Source organism: Legionella sp. 227, from assembly GCF_043161935.1.
GTDB lineage: Bacteria > Pseudomonadota > Gammaproteobacteria > Legionellales > Legionellaceae > Legionella > Legionella sheltonii.
Genome location: NZ_CP171154.1, coordinates 3,371,207 through 3,390,513, shown reverse-complemented (window position 1 = coordinate 3,390,513; position 19,307 = coordinate 3,371,207). Strand labels below are relative to the sequence as shown.

The window sequence follows — 19,307 nt, the reverse complement described above, 5'->3', positions numbered from 1 at the left end:
ATAGACAGTAAAAAATATAGAAATAAAACCATAAACTTTTATAATGATCCCTGCATTATTTTTTTACGATACTTCTATGTTTCGATTTGTCATGTTGCTGTGTTTTATCAGCTCGTTTATTTATGCTCAAACGCCAGAAACTTTTTCACAATCCAGGATAACTGCAGCCCAATTCTTACAGAATCATCCTGAAACCATTTATTGTCCATGCAGTGATGGAGATAAAGAAGTGAGTTTAGCGGGCTGTGGGATGCAGGCTGAGGATTCCATGAAACGTGCTTTTTGCATTGGATGGAAGCAGGTTATGGCGGCCGAGTATTTGGGACAGCCATTTGAATATTGGCGCGAGCCAATTGAGGAGGATAATAATGGCCGGCCATATGAAGGGCGAAGATGTTGTGAGAAATTCGATGAGCAATTACGTCATGTGGAAGCTGACCTTTATAATTTATGGCCAGAAATAGGCATCATGAATAAAGCCCACTCGAATTATCAATTGAGCGGGCTTCATCAACAAATTGATTATTTAGGGTGTGCGATGAAAATGGGTAAAGTCTCTCATTGCGCAGATCCACCTAACTCGGCCAAGGGAATCGTTGCGCGTACTTTTTTATTTATGGCGGAAAATTATGGGCTTACCTTAAGTCCATCACAAAAAAAATTATTTATTGCCTGGAATAAAGCATTCAAACCCAATATATGGGAAAAACAATTGGCGTTGCAAGTGGCCTTGGTTGAGGGGTATAAAAGCTCTTACATGACTCATTGGCAAGTGAAGGCACATATAGCACTTTAAACAGAAGCCATGGTTAAAGAGCTTATACTGCCCTTTTGAATAAACCTATGAATACCGGAATATTCCAATTAGATGCTTTTTTGCCATAGCAATGCTGCACTGGTTTAAGATAAATATAATTCACGTGATGCTCCTAATCTAACCTATCTCCTATTAGTTGTTTCCTAAAGCGTCGCCGACATACACTTGCTTGTTCTTACAATTTGATACTCTCCCTAGGAGAGGAGGTATTGCTTTGATTTTCTACGTTATATAATTCTATAGAATTTTGCATAATTTCAACTGCCTCATAAAATTGACCTTGAAGATCATCGGGAAGTTGCTTTAGGTAATTACCGGTATCGATGTTATTTGGTGCAAAAAGATCACTGGAAAGATAATTGGGATTTCGTAAAACTTCTTTCATTTCGTTTTCAAGACATAAATACTCTTCAACCATCTCTTTAACCGACCAGCCAGGAATATTATTTGAATTGGTTAATATAACAGGTAATAAATTGTTAATCATCAATAAATAAAGTGTTAAAAGCATGGAAAATGTACGACCAACACCATCAGGAAATGGGTGATGTAAAACCGTGTATTTTATAAATTTGAATATGGCTGTTAATTTCTCCTGCTTTGAATTGGATTCCGCGATCTCTTTCCTATAAGTCATTAAATGTAAATGACACACTTCATTAAGGTATTGTTCAACATCAACAATCTTTTCATCCATTTCAGAGGTGCGGATGCTTATTTCCTGTTCTTGCTTGAGCATATCCCAGATTAATAGAGCCTTTTCTCTAGGATCAAAATCTTTATCCCTTGTACTGGGAAGAACTTTACCATTATTAGTAATAAAAGAGATTCCCTTACACTCAGGAGTCTTCATATATTGCAAAATTTCAAAAATACCGTCAAATGTATTTTGTTTCGAGTTTAATCCCCATCCAACGAGCGAATTTTTTCTGAACTCACCTGGTTTTACAATCGCAAATAGATTCTTGACACAACTTGTACATGACGCATGAAGGGATTTTATGAATTCTATGTCAAGAGCTGTATCAGGCTCATTTAATTTTTTTATAATAAAGGCAAAACCATGAGCCATACCAAGCAGATAACCAGGCTCTGATTGCTCAAAACCAGTCCAGTATCTACGTTTTTCGATATAATTTTTAAGTAATTGTTGGTCTTGTTGCTCAAACTTAAAAAAATGAATAATTAAACTCAATAAATTTAAATTAGAGAATTCTCTGGTTGCCAGCTGATAAAGTTCATTTAGTTTAACCGTTGCTAAATACTCCATGATTTCCTCTTTCTTGAGGATCCTGTAAACTCCATGAAAATTAATTTTTATACATTCCAGGCATTTAATAAGCAAATCGTAAGCGAATTGTCTGTCATCATACCTCGAGCGTTCAACAAAAAAACGCCAAAGTTCGATAGATGGAAAATGTTGTAAGAAATATTGCGTTTTATTTTTTTCACTATTAGATACCGAGAAAAAAGTTTTTTTCATTCCAAATACCTCTGTATTTACTATTCTTTGGTTTGCGATAACCTGAATCACAGGTTCAAAATGTTCATTCGGAAAAAAGTAGATATGTATCAACAAAAACTATGGAGTAATTCGTGGTCAGAAATTTGGGATTAATAAATAAGAAACAGTTTGTTAACCCTACGCGAAGCATGAAGAGTCGAACATTTTGTGATTAAAAATACATAAGGGACTTTATGATATTTTTGGACTGATTAACTTAAATACCTACCTCAACAAAGCTGTGCTATTGCTCATAGTTTATTGATTGAGAGTAACTAAGTTTACCTGTCCTCCATTCATCCATGTTTGAGATTCGTCTTATAATTGGATGAATAATTAATATTCAGGCACAATTATATCCGGGTTTTATTAAGAGATTATTAAAAACTTAAAAAGCAACTTCGAGTGGCTCAAATTATCAGCTACAAAACCAGTAACCGTAAGCGATTACTCTACATCTGCTAGATCATGTTTTAGATAAGATGAAAATTGCATGATTTGATCACACGGTAATTTAAGGTAAAGTATTTGTATAAAACGAACAAGCGAGGGAGAGTTGAGATTATGAGCGACGCAATGCATATTGTTTGTCCCCGCTGCATACCTTCAATCGGCTACCAATGGGACCATAAATATAGGGACAAACGATTCATTGCTCTGCTTCAAAATTAAAAACTTATCAAAAGAATAGAAATTAAACCTGGCTTTATGAGTTAGTCTATTTAAATCATACAGAAAATGAGGGTAGGTCTTGAATGTTTCATTACAATTCATCAATAATTCAAAACTTGCCACATATCCGTATATCAAAAAGAGAGCAAAGCTCAGCTGAGTAGGGGAAATTCAAAGCACTTATTTTAACTTAGGGATAGTGAATTATGATGGACAAAAATAAGAAGCAGATAACTTTAATTGAAAAAAATAACAATTTTGATATTCCTACAGGATTAGTTGCTCAAAAAAGAGCAGAATTAATTGCCGCAAAAGAACGGTCTAGTTTGAAAGCATTGGCACCCATGAATACTAACCCTCTGACTCATCTTACCAAATCAAGACCAAAGTTTGAGCATAGAAAACCCTCCCCAAAACGACGAAAGGCGAACGGATTAGCACTCGATTTTTTTAAAAAAAATGAGCAAAAAGCAGGTGAATCAGCCGATATGGACTTAACTACAGACTCACTCAAAGTATTGAAGAAAAGCATAGAGGATGCATGGACTGCTTACAATAAATATTATGAACTTGGTGTCAATACTGGCCAGCCTAATGGATGGTTTAGTTGGTGGCGCCATGGAGTTGATGGACAAAAAAAGGCGAAATCGGTTAAAAACGCAGCCTTAGCGAGCGACAATCCTGATGTAGTTATGAAGCAGATGGAGCTTTTTTTTGAGGATCCGAATACACGATTTGAAAATCATTCTTTTGCCTCTTATTTATTTGCAGAATTCAATCGTTTATTACATGGCCAGGAATATAAACTACAAGCGGGAATAATTTATGATAAAAAGTACTGGTATACCATTGCTGAACAATTGCGCCCATTATTGACTAAAAAAGAGTTTGAGCATCGCTCGTATACAACACCACAGTGATCTCAGTTTAAAAACTCTGAAGGGGCTTATCAGTCATTTGTGATTTTTACTTGGAAATGGCGCGCCCGGAAGGCTGGTTGTTGCTAGTAATTTAGAATATAGAGTTGAATTTAATTAATCTCAAGATTCAAGGGAAGGATAGATTGATCAATAATAAATAATAATAAAATCAATAAGTTGTGATGTAACAAATTTAGCAATTACTGCCTAGAACTGCCTGAAACAACAGGGGTTATATTACACTTTGTTACAAATCTGCTACACAATTTAGAGACTTTAATAATCCTAAAGCGATTGGCTGTTACATTACTCCACAGCCACTTTTAAAATATCTTTATAAAATTGTTTGCTAGCTGGTCTGAGCAGTACCGTTTCAGCATGTGCAGTCAAACATACGATAATATAAGCAAGTTTTCTGCGGTCAAATAACTTGCCCTTGATACACCAATAATACGTCAAAAGGATGATTTCCTCTTTGACGAGCTAACTGTGCAAGTTGAAGCGTTTTATTTAAAAAGTGTTTATGTTTTTCAGGCAAATCAGAAGCAAATACTTGTAATGATAATACAGCCAGGAAAAAAATGTTTAAGGATCTTTGCAAATTTGTTTTTCTATTGCTCTTTCACATGTTTGCTCCCATTGAGTATCGTTTTTCCTAACCAGAAAAAACATACCTCATGCGTCATTTTTTCTGCATTTTTTTCTAAAATCCAAGATTCAACTTCCTGCAAGATATCACTATTTATATTTTTTTTGTCCCATTGTAGAAAAAAAGCAATGAGCCATTTCATCTCCATACTGCCTTGAGAAGGCAGTAGAATAGATGTTGTTTTAACCTCCTTTTCAAAGGGTATATTTAGGTCACGCAGTGTTGACTCTATATCATCTGCAGTATAAAACTGCTCATTTTGGTTGCCTATATAATCCTTGAAACGTGCTTGAATTTCATAAATTCCAAGGCGTCCTCTTAAGACAATTAAACCTGACTCCCCAGCATCTGCAATTTTTTTAACGATATATGGTAAATCCAAAGACCAATAAAGGCATTGGGAGGCGATAACCCAATTGAAATACTGATTGCATGGATGTTTTAAAAAATAGCTTTCAGCAGTTCCAACAAAGGTGTTTATTTGAACGGGAATGCTAAACTGGTTTTTGGAGTATTCTAATAAAGCATCTGCACTTGGTTCTACGCCTGTTATGCTGACTTTCGCGGGCATTTTACTGGCATAAGCATCAATTATTTTTTTAATTAATTTGCCATCATGACAACCTAAATCCAAAATATTGAGCTCAGATGAGGAGTGAGAAAAGCGAGTACTTATTAAGTCAATAAGTATCGTTTTTTCACTTGCATTAGCGAAATAGGTTTTGAAAAACTCACTGTTATCATACATAGACATTTTTTAATCCTTATCTGTTTAGTTCAATATAAATAAACACGGTTTGGCGGCTGTAACCAATTACTCTTGGGATAATTCACTCCTAAGGTTTCTATGAATTGAAAAGATAGCGCTTTGCGCGAATAGCTTGAATTATTTATTGGGCTGCAATGAACAAAATTGCCATGAAATAATAATGCATCCCCAGCTTTAACTTCCAAAGGCGTATAACAATAATTCTCACTAACAAAATCAGGAATATGAACATCATTGAGTGCCTCAAATTGTCTGGTTTTAAGTTGGTGATTTACCCGTGAAACCCATTTTAAGGGCCAACGATTACTGCCCATAACCCCATACATGCACCCATTTACTATAGATGCATCTTCTAAAGCTAACCATAAAACAACTACCGAAGTAGGTTCAGTATAGGCAAAAGTTGATTCTTGATGTGGCCTGACTTCACTGCCTAAACCATGGGGGTGCTTAGGAATATAAACACTTAAATGACAAATTGGTTTTCTAAATCCTATACCTTTAAAAATCAATTTAAGCATGGAGTTTTTATAAACCGTTTGTTGCATCATTGAATATTTTTCAAAGAGATGCATACCATGCCCAATTCTATTAACGACTCTTACATCATCTATCACTTCATAAAATACATGTGCTTTGTGACTGGATGATTGAAAATATGGTTTAGTGACATATTCTTTTGGTTCTGATTCTGGTTTCAACGGATTTTTAGAATAAAAGCAAACGATTTCATTATTCCAATTTTGCGCAATATCCAATTCTGCATCGTTTTGGATTATTTCAATTTCATTCAATAACTTAGGTAGCTCCACCTGATTAAGGTACTCTTTAAGAACAATAATGCCATTTTGGTTATAACTGTTAATTGCTTGGTTTAAATTGGATTGAAGATCAAAAAGAGTATACTCTTTTAATGCATTTGAACTGATACTTGTTTTCATCGTTAACCCCTATTTGCAAGAGGAACAAACGGACGTATAACTTTTATGTCCAAATCAGGGTGTTTTTCCCGCTTTATGGTGTGATTCAACGGGATAATCGCAATCTCTGTGGATGCACTAGCTTCCGCACTAATGAGATGACCGCCAAAAATTTGGAAATTATTATCAGCTATAGCTGCATGAATGTGTACAAACAAATCCTCATTAGCCAAGGTCACATTGCCTGTCAAGGAAGCAATTTCATAGGTTCCCTGAAACAATCTCTTGGTATGCTGTTGCGTATTGCGATGATAATAACCCAAAGTGATATTGGATATCGCACCAATAGCTGTAAAAATTGCGGATTTTAAATTAATAGAATGTGAATAATTGATGATGCTTTGAAATAAGTTTTCGCTTTCTTTTACGCTTAATATAAAAGGTGAGTTTTCGAATTGATACACGATGATGCTCCTATTGAGTTAACAATAAAGAGCCATCACCAAAAATCTAAGCGACGTGTTCGATCAGGATGGCTTAAAGAGTCCCGAACACTAATGATTTTCTTAAGCCAGATTTAATCAATTCCAATTTCTTATGTCAAGAGCTAATCAAACTTAAAGCAAAGACTTTGCATGAAAGATTTTCTTGATATTCTCAAAAAGATGGGATGTCAGAAATCCTGCTCACTAACTTCAAGTTGCTATTTGTTCAAAATCGGGTTTCTTCTGCTCTACTTCGCATTTTGTTGGTATACCTGATTGATTTACAAGTATATAGAATGGCGCGCCCGGAAGGCTGGTTGTTGCTAGTAATTTAGAATATAGAGTTGAATTTAATTAATCCCAGGATTCAAGGTAGGATAGATTCGTCGCTCACTTTGTTCGCTTCTCACCGCTTTGCGGCGCGCTGAAGCGCGTCCAAAATGCTGCGCCGCACTGCGTGCTCTTCGCTGCGCATTTTGTCGAACCTCATTCGGTTCGAACACTTCCGGGCCAAAGACATTGAATGTCTTGGCAACTATTTCGGAGTGATTTTTGCTTTTTTGATTTTTACCTGGAAATGGCGCGCCCGGAAGGATTCGAACCTCCGACCCCCTGGTTCGTAGCCAGATACTCTATCCAACTGAGCTACGGGCGCGTTGACTGGCGGAGAGAGAGGGATTCGAACCCTCGATGGGATTTCTCCCATACTCCCTTAGCAGGGGAGCGCCTTCGACCACTCGGCCATCTCTCCAATCAATGGCTGGGGAGTATATCAGGTATTTTGATGCCGTCAATATGCATTATTTATAAATTGCAGCGGAAAGTTGATGGGCTCAGTTTTAGGTTGCCCAGGATGAGCTATGATTAATCAGTTTGCGCGTAATTTCTTTGCCGAACAAATGGTACATACTTATTCAAAAGTTAATTTAATAATTTTATATTTTAATGACTTATAAAAATTCCAAATTCTCATGTTTACTGCTAATCTTTATCATTCATAAATCGGAACCAATGTCAGTAAAGAGTAATGGCGTTAAGTTAAAAGATTTTCGTTCTTTTTGTTATCTCCATGAGGACATGCAACTTGTTGAAAAGTGGCACTTTAAATAGAACTCGTTGCAGTGATGTGACCGCAATTAAAATAAGGAGGATCGATGAAACAGAAGTCGAATTTACACGGTCGAGAAGTGTATGTAGTTGATGGAAATCGAACACCATTTCTCAAAGCCAAGGGAATAGGTCCTTTTTCTGGATCTGATTTAGCGGTAGCTGCAGGGATGACTTTATTAAATCGCCAGCCTTTTGCTCCAACTGAGTTGGATGAAGTGATTATTGGCTGTGCCATGCCTAGTCCAGATGAGGCAAATATCGCTCGAGTTGTCTCTTTGCGTTTGGGATGTGGTAACAACGTACCTGCTTTTACAGTGATGAGAAATTGTGCGTCTGGAATGCAGGCACTCGATAATGCGGCGATCCAAATTGCGAGTGGACGCAGTGACTTAGTGCTTGCAGGTGGTACGGATGCGATGAGTCATGCTCCTTTATTGTTCAACCAAAAAATGGCATCTTGGTTAGCCAATTGGTATGCTGCCAAGAGTATGGGACAAAAATTAGGCCTTATCACCCAATTTAGACCAGCTTATCTTGCTCCTGTTATTGCTTTACTGCGTGGTCTTACTGATCCGATTGTTGGCATGAACATGGGACAAACAGCTGAAAAAGTCGCCTTCCGTTTTAATCTTACTCGTGAACAAATGGATGAGTTCGCCAATCAAAGTCATTTAAGACTGGCAAAAGCCTATAACGAAAATAGAATGACAGAGGTATCACCACTTATTGATTACAAAGGAAAAATTTATCCACAAGATGATGGCTTAAGAGCCGACTCAACCATAGAAAAATTAGCTAAATTAAAGCCTTTTTTTGATAAAAAATATGGTATGGTGACAGCAGGTAATAGTTCGCAAATAACCGACGGAGCGTGCTTACTACTATTAGCGAGTGCTGAGGCAGTCAAAAAGCATGGATTAAAAGTAATGGGTAGGATTGTCGATTCACAATGGTCTGCACTTGATCCTTCTCAAATGGGGCTTGGTCCTGTTCATGCTGTGACACCAATCTTACAAAGACAAAAATTAAAAATGGAAGATATAGACAGTTGGGAAATCAATGAAGCATTTGCTGCACAAGTTCTAGGTTGTGTTGCGGCTTGGAATGACGATGAGTATTGCCGCACTCAATTAGGTTTAGAAAAAGCCCTAGGTGGTCCCTCTTTAGAAAAACTTAATCGTGATGGAGGAGCAATTGCAGCTGGGCATCCAATTGGTGCAAGCGGTGCACGTATTGTCTTGCACGTTTTAAAATCATTAGAACAAAGAAATGAGTCGCGAGGTATGGCTTCTATCTGTATCGGTGGAGGACAGGGCGGGGCAATGTATCTTGAACGAGTGACTGAGGTGAAAGGACATGAATAATTACAAACATTGGGACTTGCAACGAGACAGTGACAATATTCTGTGGTTAGGCCTAGACAGAAAAGATACGACTGTGAACAGTATTAATGAAGAAGTATTGGATGAACTGAATAGCCTGCTTCATGAAATTTCACAGGATAAAAACGCTATCGGTTTGATTGTTTATTCAGCCAAAGAAAAAGGGTTTATCGCGGGTGCGGATGTAAATGCTTTTTCAAAATTTGAAACTCCAGCCCAAGCCGTAGATTTCCTGCGTAAAGGTCAAGCAGTGTTTGCTCGATTACAGGCTCTAACAATTCCTAGCGTTGCCATGATAGATGGTTTCTGCATGGGCGGTGGTTATGAGTTGGCTTTGGCGTGTACCTATCGAGTCGCTAGCGATGAAAAAGATACCCGTATCGGCTTACCTGAAGTGATGTTGGGCATACATCCAGGCTGGGGTGGCTCAGTACGTTTACCTCAGTTAATTGGTGGTTTTAACGCTTTGTCACAAATTATTTTAACTGGAAGTGCAGTACCGGCTGCAAAAGCTAAGAGCTTAGGAATGGTTGACGATGTAGTGCCAATACGTCAGTTAAAACGAGCTGCAGTCTATTTTATTAAAAATAAACCAGCGAAACATAAACCTTCATTGATACAGGGATTAACGAATAAAGCATGGCTTAGAAAGCCTATTGCTGCGTTAATGCGCCGTAATGTGGCTAAGCGAGTACGAAAAGAGCATTATCCAGCACCTTATGCCATTATTGATCTGTGGGAAAAAGAAGGTGGTATGGGTGATAGGGCTTATTTGAAGGAAATAGACTCTGTAGAGCATTTAGTATCAACTGGCATCACGTCAAAAAATTTAATTCGCGCTTTTTCATTACGCGAACGTTTAAAAGGTTTTGCAAAAGGTAGTAATTTTAAGGCACATCATATCCATGTTATTGGTGCTGGTGTAATGGGTGGGGATATTGCTGCTTGGTGCGCACTACGTGGCTTGCGAGTTACCTTACAAGATCAATCCTACGATAAAATTGCTCCTGCGATTGGCCGTGCTCATAATCTATATAAGAAAAAATTACGTAAACCTCGACTTATTCAGGCTGCGATGGATAACCTAATCCCTGATCCTGAAGGACATGGAATCTCAAGAGCTGATGTCATTATTGAGGCGGTTTTCGAAAATCTTGCAGTAAAACAAGAAATTATGAAAAAAGTTGAAAAGCTTGCTAAAAAAGATGCCATTATCGCAACCAATACATCCAGCATACCTCTGGATGAAATGAGTAGTGTAATGAGTAATCCTAATCGCCTTGTTGGAATTCATTTCTTTAATCCGGTCGCTAAGATGGATTTAGTTGAGGTAGTGAGTAGTGCACAAACCTCTAAGAAAGTAGAAGTTAATTCGTGCGCTTTTGTTAATCAAATTGGCAAGCTACCATTACCAGTTAAATCCAGCCCAGGATTTCTAGTGAATCGAGTGTTAATGCCATATCTCATGGAGTGTGTTCAATTATTGGATGAGGGGTATAGCGCTGAAACTATTGATGAAGCAGCCCTATCATTTGGTATGTTCATGGGACCTGTTGAGCTGGCAGATACTGTAGGACTAGATGTTGGTTTAGCTGTTGCAGAAAATCTAACGAGTCATTTTGGCGGAACTGTTCCCCAAAGACTACGTGATATGGTTAAAGAAGGTAAACTGGGTCGTAAAACAGGCCAAGGGATTTATCAATATAAAAATGGTAAGCCAATTAAAAAACAGCCCAGTACACCAATTGATCCTCATATTGCAGATCGGTTAATTCTACGAATGGTAAATGAGTCAGCAGCCTGTTTGCGTGAGGGTGTTGTTGCTGATGCAGATTTACTTGATGCAGGCATGATTTTCGCTACAGGATTTGCTCCATTTCGTGGCGGCCCTATGAACTATGCTAAGGATTTTGGAACAAATAATTTAGAAAATTTATTTAAGACCCTTGAATCCAAGTATGGAGAGCGTTTTAAAGTAGATGAAAGTTTGTGATGCAGTTCTGCTGTTTTTGTAAAATATAATCGAAGTCATTACGAGGGCAACGAGGGATCCCCATGCTCTAGCATGGATAAATCAATGGGACAACCCTTGTTGCCCGCGAGATGACAGCAAAAAATCTCGAATTATTCTGCATTAATCCGGATTACCAAGATGGATATAACATTGCAAAAGTTCTTAAACAAAAAAAGGTTATTTTTTTTAATTTTCTTACAACTCTTTTGCCTATCTTTTTCTCATGCAACAACCTTAGTTTTACCTGCTGCAGGAGACGTAGTTGGAGAAGTTCAATACACACTATCCGAAGCGAATGAAACAATTGATGAGATAGGAAAGCGTTTTGATGTTGGTTTTTATGAAATTCTCAGAGCAAATCCTCACCTCAATACCAACCAATTGATCGTTAATTCTCGTCTTGTTATTCCAGCCCAGTACATCTTGCCTAGTGTCCCTAGAAAAGGAATTGTTATTAATCTAGCTGAATATCGACTGTATTATTTTCCTGAACATGAGAACGTGGTGATTACTTTCCCTGTTGGCATTGGTCGAAAAGGTTGGAGTACTCCTTTGGGGTTAACCAAAATTATTGCAAAAGAAGCAAATCCTAAATGGCGTCCAACTGAAAATCTTCGCGCTGAAGCAGAAAAAAATGGTGATTTTCTTCCTGATGAGTTTCCTTCAGGGCCTTATAATCCACTCGGTCAATATGCTCTACGGCTGGAGTGGCCAACCTTTTTAATTCATGGTACAAACAGACTCGATGGAATTGGAATGCGTGTCAGTGCGGGATGCATTCGTATGTTTCCGGATGATATCGAATATCTTTTTCGTGTGGTGCCAATAGGAACACCAGTTCGGGTCATCAACGAACCAGTAAAAATTGGAAAAGATGATGGAGCATGGGTAATACAAATGCATCCTCCTTTGAGTGAACAACGCAATGAATCCTTACAATCAGCACTACAAAATCAATTAAGAATTCACAATCTTCTCAGCGTCAGTAACAACAAAGTAATTCAAAATGAGCTTGCATATCCTACGGGCTTAATTCGAAAAATTTTGTAAAGGGGTTACCCTTGTATTCGGATCAGGTGCATTACACGATTTAAAATAATTTATTAGCTTTTTAAGGCATACGATGTAAATGGCGATCTATCTCGAGTACAGTATTTCAAAAGTAGATGGCTGATGAGCAAGATGATTAAGGCCGCCACAATATCGCTTACATAATGCCATCCCAGTAGAACGCAGGATGCAATAAGTAATGCATTGATTATCATCAACATAAAATATGGAATTGACCATTCTCTAAGCAAGTTCACACATAATATGGCCCATATAGTATGAAAGGAGGGAAGAGCTATTAATCCACCCTCATTTGTAGTTGGATTAATATAATGGTGGATTTGTCTGAATTTAAGACCAGTATCTATTTGCTCGGGGGAAAATAAAGGACTGTTGATAACGCTTGCAGGAGCTGTTGTAGGAAAAAAGTAATAAATGACAAAACCAATTAAAACGGTAGACAACATATAAAAATAATACTCTCTGATCAGATGAAAACGGCATGTAATAATGATCAGCATAGGTAAAACGCTCATTTGATAAGGCAGGGTGTCATAAATTTTACCTAATACATATTTAAAGTGAGGATGGTTATCTGTCCAGATTAATATTTTTTCCATATGGATAGATAAGTGCTTTTCAAAGGCAACGATATATTGATCAATAGCAGGAAAGGGGGTTAATTGTACTGCATTGGTTGCGATGGCAACTACACTCATTACCATAAAAAGATAAATCAATTCTCTTCCAGCTTGCACAAATTTATTTCCCTGGGGAAAATAAAGGATTAGTCCTAGATTCATAAGAATTAATGTTAATGCTAAATAAGGTATGCCAGCAGGAAAGTAGTTATTGCCGGGATAATTATAAAAGAAATAGTTGATTAAAAAGGCAATAGCAGATAATGCCAGAATCAATCCAGCAAAAAACATAATCGAGCGTGATGATACTTGACCCATTTAGTAGATTATTCGACCGTTTCTAAAAGCTGTTGCTTTTGCTTTATTGCATGAAAAATCTCTTCTCTATGCACATTCACCGATCTAGGTGCGTCAACACCAAACTTAATATTTCCATGTTCTTGTGTTTTAAAAGCTAAAATTTTAACAGTAGCATCACCAATATGAATTATTAAAGGTTCTTCGAACTGAAGAGAAATTATATCCATTAAAAACCTCTATGACTTTTAGATAAGTTGATTGTAAAATCAATAATATTTTCTTAATGCACGGTAACCTAATTCATAGATACTTGTCACTAAAAAATTAATACAAATCCATAAAAAATAAATTCATTCCCACTCTTCTTCGATTTACATAGAAATTTCGCCACTTTTTAATCGATTGATAATTGTATGATGTACTTAAAATGGTTATAATTGGCAGCTTTTTTTATAAACCTTGCCTTACTGTTGTTTTCGATGACAGGAGGCTTCATCCATAAGGAGAAATCATGAGACATTATGAAATTATGTTTCTTGTGCACCCGGATCAAAGCGAACAAGTTCCAGCAATGGTTGAGCGCTATGAAGGGATCATAAGTAAGCACAGTGGTGTGATCCACCGAAAAGAGGACTTAGGTCGTCGTCAATTAGCTTATCCAATAAGTGATGTTCATAAAGCGCACTACATTCTTATGAATATTGAGTGCAGTCTTGAAGCTCTGGAAGAAATTAAAAATGCATTCAAATACAATGATGCAATCATTAGAAACTTAATTACTCGTCAAAAACAAGCGATCACTACTGAATCTGTTTTGATGAAGAAAGAAAAAGAAACCAGATCAGCTTAAGAGGAGTCTTATTTATGTCAGCTTATTTTCGTAGAAAAAAAATGTGCCGTTTTAGTGCTGAAGGCGGTAATGAGATTGATTATAAAGATATCAATTTATTGAAAAATTACATTTCTGAAACCGGGAAAATTGTACCAAGTCGTATTACTGGTACACAAACTCGTTTTCAAAGACAATTAGCAAGAGCAATTATGCAAGCCAGATTCCTTGGTCTGTTGCCTTATTGTGATAGCCATAAATAAATAATAATGATGCGAGCAGGCAATTTTATAACAAGACAATGTAAGGTAATACTTGAAAGTAAGCAGCAAGCGATTCTTTATGCTGTTATTTTTTCAGTGTTACCCTTTGCCTCTTGGCTTTCAGTTGCTTTAGTTAGTTTAGTGACCTTAAGAAAGGGTGCAAAATCTGGTTTTGATGTTTTGTTGCCTGCACTTATTATTCATTCTGTTCCACTGATAATGTTAATTCCATTATCCGGAGCAATAATTAATACTCTAATTGCTTATTTGCCCTGTTATTTTGCAGCTTTGAGTTTGCGAAATACTGAAAAGTGGCAAGCAGTAGCTGGGGTATTTTTTGTGCTGGCCTTTTTGGGATGTTTGTTCCTTCAACTTTTAGCGCCTGGTTTTATTGTGGAACAATATAATCAATTTAAATTGATTTTGACACAATATCAGGAAGTGGTTGATTCTGCTTTGAGTGGCATAAGTTCATTAGTTTTGGCCCAATTATTCTTCGGCATACAGATATTAAGCGTCATTGTTTCTGCAACAATGTCCTTGATGTTTGCACGAGCAATGCAAGCCAAATTATTTTTACCTGGTGGTTTCAGGAATGAGCTAATGGCATTTCGAAGTGGTAGACTTTCATTTTTAGTTTTTTTGGGTGTTTCGTTGGCAACTTTTTATGAAATTCCCTTGGCTATGAATGTCCTTCCAATAGTGCTGTGTTATTTCTTGGCTTCTGGATTTGGTCTGGTTTATTTTATTTTCTCTCGTAAGAGACAAGTTAAGGTATTCATTTTATTAATGTTATTAATGTTAGTGAAACCAACTTTTGTATTATGTGCCTGCATTGTCCTTGGTTCATTAGATAGTTTAGTTAATTTTAGATCGTATTTACCTTCAAGGGTTGGCGAATCAATTTAAGGGGTTATTAAGATGGAAGTTATCTTATTAGAAAAAGTGAGAAATTTAGGTAACCTGGGTGATAAAGTAAATGTAAAATCAGGTTATGGCCGTAATTTTTTGATACCACAAAATAAAGCGGTTTTTGCAACACCAAAAAATATCGAGATGTTCGAAAAACGTCGAGCTGAGCTTGAGAAAAAGGCGCAACAATCTTTTGCTACTGCTGAGCAACGCGCTGCCAAATTAAATGACACCAATTTAGTTATTAGCGCTATGGCGAGCGATGAAGGAAAATTATATGGTTCCGTTGGTATTAATGAAATCAAAGATGCTTTAACTGAGAAAGGCATTGATGTAGTTAAACGTGAAATCGTAATGCCTGAAGGTCCCCTTCACTCAATTGGTAGTTTTGTAGTTGAGATACATGTTCACAGCGATGTTGTTGCTAAATTGCATGTGGAAATTATTCCAGCTAAGTAAGCATCTATACCATTGTAACCCGGGTAAAGCGACTGTCTTAACCCGGGTTTTCTCAATCCAATAATCGCTCAAGCAGAAACCCTAAGCTATCCATTTCGTTTCAAATATTACATTAAAATAATTCTATAAAGTGCAAGTAAGGCAATTACTGTATTCAAAATGGCCCAAATATAAGAAGCATATAATCCTTTATACCCACTGTAGTAGGCATATATGGCAACAAATGTACTTCCTGAAAAAAATATCCATTTATCATTGTAGGCAAAACCCATAGAAAGCAAGGCAATTCCAAAAATTCCCAAAATTAAAAATACACTACTTTCTTTTCCAAACATTAAATAAAATGTGAGGAGTTGGCAGCACAGTAATATAGGTAAGAAAAACTGAGTATAGGGCCCACTTCCTAATAAAATGGCTGCATGGCCTGCGATAAGAATTAATTGAAGTGCTATAAAAAAAAGCAATCTGAAATAGATTGCCGTTATAAGTAATGCAACACCGCCAATGAAATAATGCAATTGAGAATAAAGTTTGGGGGGAGTCGTCCCAAAATACTTCAAAAGACCGTATACAATAATGAGGGAGCCAATGACTCCCAAAAAAATAAATATTTTTTTAGCCACATATCACCATTTTAAATAAATCCCTTTTGCTACTGACTCTTGTATAATTGTGCCTTGAGGTTTATTAAATGAAATCCAATAATTTCCCATATTACTTAGGGCAAACTTAACCCGTGGGTATTGACATACTTCTAATACATTTCGGCAGTCAACGAGAGTCGTATTTTCATCGGTGCGTTTATAACACTTAAAATTTAAATTTTTTACATCAGAAGCAAATGCACCCCAATTCAGTGGATCTAATGTAGCATGTAATGGAGGACTCATAAATGCCTCTTCAGTGTTTACACGCTCTAATTCGATTTTAGAGTCAGAATGATTTTGTATTAAATAATAAGATTGATTTCCTGTCTCATTTAAAATGAGATAATTTTGACTGTAACCAAAACCTACAACTTCACAACCTCTTGGAAATGTACTTGCTGCTTGTGTAGAGCTAATAAGAATAACGGAGAAAAGAAACGATTTATTAAATTGATGAAATAAAGACATAACTACCTCAATAAGTAAAATTTGGGGGTTATTTTAATCATAAAAAATACAAAGTCTATCCTACAATAAAAAAATAGAAGCACTATTCCTTATGGGCGGAAATTTTGGCCTTAATCATCGGGTAATAAGTTCTATAAAAACTTAAAAAGAGATACATCCCGACATATGCCAAAGAAAGGCTAAGGCAAATAACATTTGTATTTGGATAGCTTATGAGTAAAAAAATCGAACTTACTGCATAAATGGCAGAGCAAACATGCATCAAAATCTTTAATATTCTAGATTCTGTTAAATAATCAAGTCTTGAGGGATAAACATATTTTACAGGAACAAAAATAAGTATAGAGAGAATAGTTAATATAATGGCATTCGTTGTCGCTGACGTGTTAAAAATAAACATATATAAAATGGTAATATTCCAGTAGCAAGGAAAACCTTTAAAAAAATGATCTGGCGTTTTTGCATCAGACTGACAAAATTGATAGGCAGAAGTAATTGAAACTGCTGCAATTATAAAGACGGAGTAATTAGACGGAAGCATGCCGGGTTTGACGAGCAAGAAAAAGCAAGGGGTTATTACGTAATTCAAATAATCTACAATATTATCCAGAAGGGCGCCGTCGATTTGAGGTAAAATTTTCCTTATGTTAAACAAACGGGCAAGACTTCCATCAACAGCATCGATAACAACCGTGATAAGCATAAGCCATAAAGCAAAAATATATTCGTGTTGATACATTTTTACTAATGAAAAAATACCAATACAGGCTGCACTTGCAGTAAAGACGTGCACTGACCAAGCCGCTACGTATTGTAATGGATGGAATTGCTGTTTGCTTAAATTCATTAATTATCCTAGTGTTAATAAAAAAATATTGCCTAAAAGAATTCTCGCTTAAATTGGGTTTCTTAAAATAGTTAAATAATTGTATTCATATATTGAGTTAAACTAGTATTCTTTTACAAAAAGCTGAAAAACATAAAAATAGTATCAATAATCAAAAGTAGTGTGCAAGGAGAGTTGATAACTTTAGTTAAATATACTTAATTTCTGTATGGAGAGATCATGAAAATTCAAACTGTAAATCCCGCAACGGAACAAATACTACAAAGCTATGATTGCCTTAATGAGCAGGAAGTTCATAAAAGACTAAATAAAGGACATGAGGCCTTTTTGTCATGGAAAAAAACATCCTTTAGTCAAAGAAAAACTCTAATGTTACACCTTGCATCACTTTTAAAATCAAAAGCAGATGAGTTGGCTCATTTAATGGCAACCGAAATGGGTAAGCCTATCACTGCGGGCAAAGCTGAAATTAATAAATGCGCTTGGTTGTGTGAGCATTACGCAGAACATGCAGAAGAGTACCTTGCACCAAAACTAATCCAAACAGAAATGAAAAAAGCAAAAGTATGTCATTTGCCGCTTGGGATCGTTTTTGCGATCATGCCATGGAATTTTCCATTTTGGCAGGTTTTTCGTTTTGCTGTACCCACGCTTATGGCTGGAAATGTAGCGGTTTTGAAGCATGCACCTATTTCAACGGGAACAGGGAACAAAATAGAAGAGTTATTTTTGGAAGCAGGTTTTCCAGAGTACGTATTCCAACATTTAATTGTTGATAATGATGGGGCAGCTAAGATTATTGAAAATCCTCATGTAATTGCAGTTACTTTGACAGGTAGCGAACGGGCAGGTAGTGCTGTAGCGAGTCATGCTGGAAAATATTTAAAAAAATCTGTGTTGGAACTGGGGGGAAGCGATCCTTATCTTGTCCTTGATGACGCTGATCTTGATCTTGCAGCCGAGTGTATCGTTAATTCAAGACTTAATAACTCAGGTCAAGTCTGTATTGCTGCTAAGCGCATCATTGTTTTAAAATCAGTTGAAAAAGAGTTAGTACAAAAAATTACTGAGCATATGTCTGTATTTAAAATGGGTGATCCACTTGATTCGGAAATTAAACTTGGTCCATTAGCTCGTTCAGATTTACGTGAAAACTTGCATATTCAAGTAGAAAAATCACTGAAACAAGGTGCTAAATTATTGGTAGGTGGTATAATTCCCGAAGGAAAAGGTTTTTATTATCCGCCAACATTGCTGACTCAGGTTACGCCTGGCATGCCTGCTTTTGATGAAGAATTATTTGGCCCTGTTATTGCGATCATCACAGCCGATAATGAGAAAGAAGGTATTGCTTATGCAAATCAAAGCCAATATGGTTTAGGGGCGGCAGTGTTTACCCGTGATTTGGAGAAAGGAGAGCATATAGCTACTCATGAAATAGAGGCTGGGGCATGTTTTGTTAATGCTTTTGTAGCTTCAGATCCCAGATTACCATTTGGCGGAATAAAAGAGTCAGGCTATGGTCGTGAACTATCCAGGGAAGGTATATTAGAATTTGTAAATACTAAAACCGTAGCGATTAGTGATTCATGATATTAAGGCTAGTTGACTTTTACATCTGAGGTGGATGCCAACAGTACTTAATACGA

General features: G+C 36.6%; 20 protein-coding genes and 2 tRNA genes. 10 read left to right on the top strand and 12 right to left on the bottom strand.

Annotated elements, in window-relative coordinates; translation table 11 throughout:
• Positions 1-76: 76 nt before the first annotated feature.
• Positions 77-796 carry an endonuclease gene (locus tag ACF8MK_RS14785; RefSeq protein WP_392537292.1) on the top strand — a complete coding sequence of 240 codons (720 nt, stop codon included), beginning with the start codon at positions 77-79 and terminating at the stop codon, positions 794-796.
• 196 nt (positions 797-992) lie between these two features.
• Here the strand turns inward: ACF8MK_RS14785 and ACF8MK_RS14780 are convergent, their stop codons facing one another.
• Positions 993-2,300: a hypothetical protein gene (locus tag ACF8MK_RS14780; protein ID WP_392537291.1), complete on the bottom strand. Its 1,308-nt coding sequence runs from the start codon at positions 2,298-2,300 to the stop codon at positions 993-995.
• 899 nt (positions 2,301-3,199) lie between these two features.
• On the opposite strand from ACF8MK_RS14780, the gene ACF8MK_RS14775 reads away from it, so the two are divergent.
• Complete coding sequence (locus ACF8MK_RS14775; protein WP_392537290.1) at positions 3,200-3,913, top strand: hypothetical protein; 714 nt, start codon at positions 3,200-3,202, stop codon at positions 3,911-3,913.
• A 611-nt stretch (positions 3,914-4,524) separates the two neighbouring features.
• Here ACF8MK_RS14775 and ACF8MK_RS14770 read toward each other — a convergent pair.
• The 6 genes from ACF8MK_RS14770 to ACF8MK_RS14745 all read right to left on the bottom strand — a co-directional run bounded on the left by ACF8MK_RS14770 (position 4,525) and on the right by ACF8MK_RS14745 (position 7,487).
• The gene (locus ACF8MK_RS14770) at positions 4,525-5,316 is read right to left on the bottom strand and encodes a class I SAM-dependent methyltransferase (protein WP_392537289.1); all 792 of its coding nucleotides are present in this window, start codon (positions 5,314-5,316) and stop codon (positions 4,525-4,527) included.
• A 23-nt stretch (positions 5,317-5,339) separates the two neighbouring features.
• A complete protein-coding gene (locus ACF8MK_RS14765) occupies positions 5,340-6,272 on the bottom strand; it encodes a phytanoyl-CoA dioxygenase family protein (protein ID WP_392537288.1) in 933 nt (310 codons plus the stop codon).
• Between the two features lie 2 nt (positions 6,273-6,274).
• Positions 6,275-6,715: a PPC domain-containing DNA-binding protein gene (locus ACF8MK_RS14760; RefSeq protein WP_392537287.1), complete on the bottom strand. Its 441-nt coding sequence runs from the start codon at positions 6,713-6,715 to the stop codon at positions 6,275-6,277.
• Between the two features lie 371 nt (positions 6,716-7,086).
• Positions 7,087-7,239 carry a hypothetical protein gene (locus tag ACF8MK_RS14755; RefSeq protein ID WP_392537286.1) on the bottom strand — a complete coding sequence of 51 codons (153 nt, stop codon included), beginning with the start codon at positions 7,237-7,239 and terminating at the stop codon, positions 7,087-7,089.
• A gap of 75 nt (positions 7,240-7,314) precedes the next feature.
• Positions 7,315-7,391, bottom strand: a tRNA-Arg gene (locus ACF8MK_RS14750).
• Positions 7,392-7,397: 6 nt separating this feature from the next.
• Positions 7,398-7,487, bottom strand: a tRNA-Ser gene (locus tag ACF8MK_RS14745).
• Between the two features lie 403 nt (positions 7,488-7,890).
• Here ACF8MK_RS14745 and ACF8MK_RS14740 point away from each other — a divergent pair.
• The 3 genes from ACF8MK_RS14740 (at position 7,891) to ACF8MK_RS14730 (ending at position 12,292) form a co-directional block, all read left to right on the top strand.
• On the top strand, positions 7,891-9,210 hold the full coding sequence (locus ACF8MK_RS14740) for an acetyl-CoA C-acetyltransferase (protein ID WP_392537285.1): 1,320 nt from the start codon (positions 7,891-7,893) through the stop codon (positions 9,208-9,210).
• Positions 9,203-11,221 (top strand): 3-hydroxyacyl-CoA dehydrogenase NAD-binding domain-containing protein, encoded by a 2,019-nt coding sequence (locus ACF8MK_RS14735; RefSeq protein ID WP_392537284.1) that lies wholly within the window; start codon positions 9,203-9,205, stop codon positions 11,219-11,221. Before ACF8MK_RS14740 ends, ACF8MK_RS14735 begins: the two co-directional genes overlap by 8 nt.
• 159 nt (positions 11,222-11,380) lie before the next feature.
• The gene (locus tag ACF8MK_RS14730) at positions 11,381-12,292 is read left to right on the top strand and encodes a L,D-transpeptidase family protein (RefSeq protein ID WP_392537283.1); all 912 of its coding nucleotides are present in this window, start codon (positions 11,381-11,383) and stop codon (positions 12,290-12,292) included.
• A 53-nt stretch (positions 12,293-12,345) separates the two neighbouring features.
• On the opposite strand, the gene ACF8MK_RS14725 is transcribed toward ACF8MK_RS14730, so the two are convergent.
• Both ACF8MK_RS14725 and ACF8MK_RS14720 read right to left on the bottom strand, forming a co-directional pair.
• Positions 12,346-13,251: a phosphatase PAP2 family protein gene (locus ACF8MK_RS14725; protein ID WP_392537282.1), complete on the bottom strand. Its 906-nt coding sequence runs from the start codon at positions 13,249-13,251 to the stop codon at positions 12,346-12,348.
• 8 nt (positions 13,252-13,259) lie between these two features.
• Complete coding sequence (locus tag ACF8MK_RS14720) at positions 13,260-13,460, bottom strand: carbon storage regulator (protein WP_028380671.1); 201 nt, start codon at positions 13,458-13,460, stop codon at positions 13,260-13,262.
• A 284-nt stretch (positions 13,461-13,744) separates the two neighbouring features.
• On the opposite strand from ACF8MK_RS14720, the gene rpsF reads away from it, so the two are divergent.
• The 4 genes from rpsF to rplI are packed head-to-tail and all read left to right on the top strand — an operon-like array spanning position 13,745 to position 15,696.
• Positions 13,745-14,083, top strand: coding sequence for a 30S ribosomal protein S6 (rpsF, locus tag ACF8MK_RS14715; protein WP_028380670.1), 339 nt, complete (start codon positions 13,745-13,747; stop codon positions 14,081-14,083).
• Positions 14,084-14,097: 14 nt separating this feature from the next.
• On the top strand, positions 14,098-14,325 hold the full coding sequence (rpsR, locus tag ACF8MK_RS14710) for a 30S ribosomal protein S18 (RefSeq protein WP_010653600.1): 228 nt from the start codon (positions 14,098-14,100) through the stop codon (positions 14,323-14,325).
• A 6-nt stretch (positions 14,326-14,331) separates the two neighbouring features.
• Positions 14,332-15,234, top strand: a complete 903-nt coding sequence (locus tag ACF8MK_RS14705) for a hypothetical protein (protein ID WP_265704820.1) — start codon at positions 14,332-14,334, stop codon at positions 15,232-15,234.
• A 12-nt stretch (positions 15,235-15,246) separates the two neighbouring features.
• Complete coding sequence (rplI, locus tag ACF8MK_RS14700) at positions 15,247-15,696, top strand: 50S ribosomal protein L9 (protein WP_028380668.1); 450 nt, start codon at positions 15,247-15,249, stop codon at positions 15,694-15,696.
• A 107-nt stretch (positions 15,697-15,803) separates the two neighbouring features.
• Here rplI and ACF8MK_RS14695 read toward each other — a convergent pair whose 3' ends face one another.
• From ACF8MK_RS14695 to pcsA, 3 genes are all read right to left on the bottom strand, one after another.
• Complete coding sequence (locus tag ACF8MK_RS14695; RefSeq protein ID WP_392537281.1) at positions 15,804-16,319, bottom strand: hypothetical protein; 516 nt, start codon at positions 16,317-16,319, stop codon at positions 15,804-15,806.
• A 3-nt stretch (positions 16,320-16,322) separates the two neighbouring features.
• A complete protein-coding gene (locus ACF8MK_RS14690) occupies positions 16,323-16,811 on the bottom strand; it encodes a hypothetical protein (RefSeq protein ID WP_028380666.1) in 489 nt (162 codons plus the stop codon).
• An 82-nt stretch (positions 16,812-16,893) separates the two neighbouring features.
• Positions 16,894-17,658 (bottom strand): phosphatidylcholine synthase, encoded by a 765-nt coding sequence (gene pcsA, locus ACF8MK_RS14685; RefSeq protein ID WP_392537280.1) that lies wholly within the window; start codon positions 17,656-17,658, stop codon positions 16,894-16,896.
• A gap of 219 nt (positions 17,659-17,877) precedes the next feature.
• Between pcsA and ACF8MK_RS14680 the strand changes: the two genes are divergently transcribed.
• Positions 17,878-19,251, top strand: coding sequence for an NAD-dependent succinate-semialdehyde dehydrogenase (locus ACF8MK_RS14680; RefSeq protein WP_392537279.1), 1,374 nt, complete (start codon positions 17,878-17,880; stop codon positions 19,249-19,251).
• Positions 19,252-19,307 lie beyond the last annotated feature (56 nt).

Bases quoted from the DNA above. Each gene is read 5' to 3' on its own strand.
- ACF8MK_RS14785 (WP_392537292.1), top strand. From the start codon at position 77: ATGTTTCGATTTGTCATGTTGCTGTGTTTTATCAGCTCGTTTATTTAT.
- ACF8MK_RS14780 (WP_392537291.1), bottom strand. From the start codon at position 2,300: ATGAAAAAAACTTTTTTCTCGGTATCTAATAGTGAAAAAAATAAAACG.
- ACF8MK_RS14775 (WP_392537290.1), top strand. From the start codon at position 3,200: ATGATGGACAAAAATAAGAAGCAGATAACTTTAATTGAAAAAAATAAC.
- ACF8MK_RS14770 (WP_392537289.1), bottom strand. From the start codon at position 5,316: ATGTCTATGTATGATAACAGTGAGTTTTTCAAAACCTATTTCGCTAAT.
- ACF8MK_RS14765 (WP_392537288.1), bottom strand. From the start codon at position 6,272: ATGAAAACAAGTATCAGTTCAAATGCATTAAAAGAGTATACTCTTTTT.
- ACF8MK_RS14740 (WP_392537285.1), top strand. From the start codon at position 7,891: ATGAAACAGAAGTCGAATTTACACGGTCGAGAAGTGTATGTAGTTGAT.
- ACF8MK_RS14735 (WP_392537284.1), top strand. From the start codon at position 9,203: ATGAATAATTACAAACATTGGGACTTGCAACGAGACAGTGACAATATT.
- ACF8MK_RS14730 (WP_392537283.1), top strand. From the start codon at position 11,381: ATGGATATAACATTGCAAAAGTTCTTAAACAAAAAAAGGTTATTTTTT.
- ACF8MK_RS14725 (WP_392537282.1), bottom strand. From the start codon at position 13,251: ATGGGTCAAGTATCATCACGCTCGATTATGTTTTTTGCTGGATTGATT.
- ACF8MK_RS14720 (WP_028380671.1), bottom strand. From the start codon at position 13,460: ATGGATATAATTTCTCTTCAGTTCGAAGAACCTTTAATAATTCATATT.
- rpsF (WP_028380670.1), top strand. From the start codon at position 13,745: ATGAGACATTATGAAATTATGTTTCTTGTGCACCCGGATCAAAGCGAA.
- rpsR (WP_010653600.1), top strand. From the start codon at position 14,098: ATGTCAGCTTATTTTCGTAGAAAAAAAATGTGCCGTTTTAGTGCTGAA.
- ACF8MK_RS14705 (WP_265704820.1), top strand. From the start codon at position 14,332: ATGATGCGAGCAGGCAATTTTATAACAAGACAATGTAAGGTAATACTT.
- rplI (WP_028380668.1), top strand. From the start codon at position 15,247: ATGGAAGTTATCTTATTAGAAAAAGTGAGAAATTTAGGTAACCTGGGT.
- ACF8MK_RS14690 (WP_028380666.1), bottom strand. From the start codon at position 16,811: ATGTCTTTATTTCATCAATTTAATAAATCGTTTCTTTTCTCCGTTATT.
- pcsA (WP_392537280.1), bottom strand. From the start codon at position 17,658: ATGAATTTAAGCAAACAGCAATTCCATCCATTACAATACGTAGCGGCT.
- ACF8MK_RS14680 (WP_392537279.1), top strand. From the start codon at position 17,878: ATGAAAATTCAAACTGTAAATCCCGCAACGGAACAAATACTACAAAGC.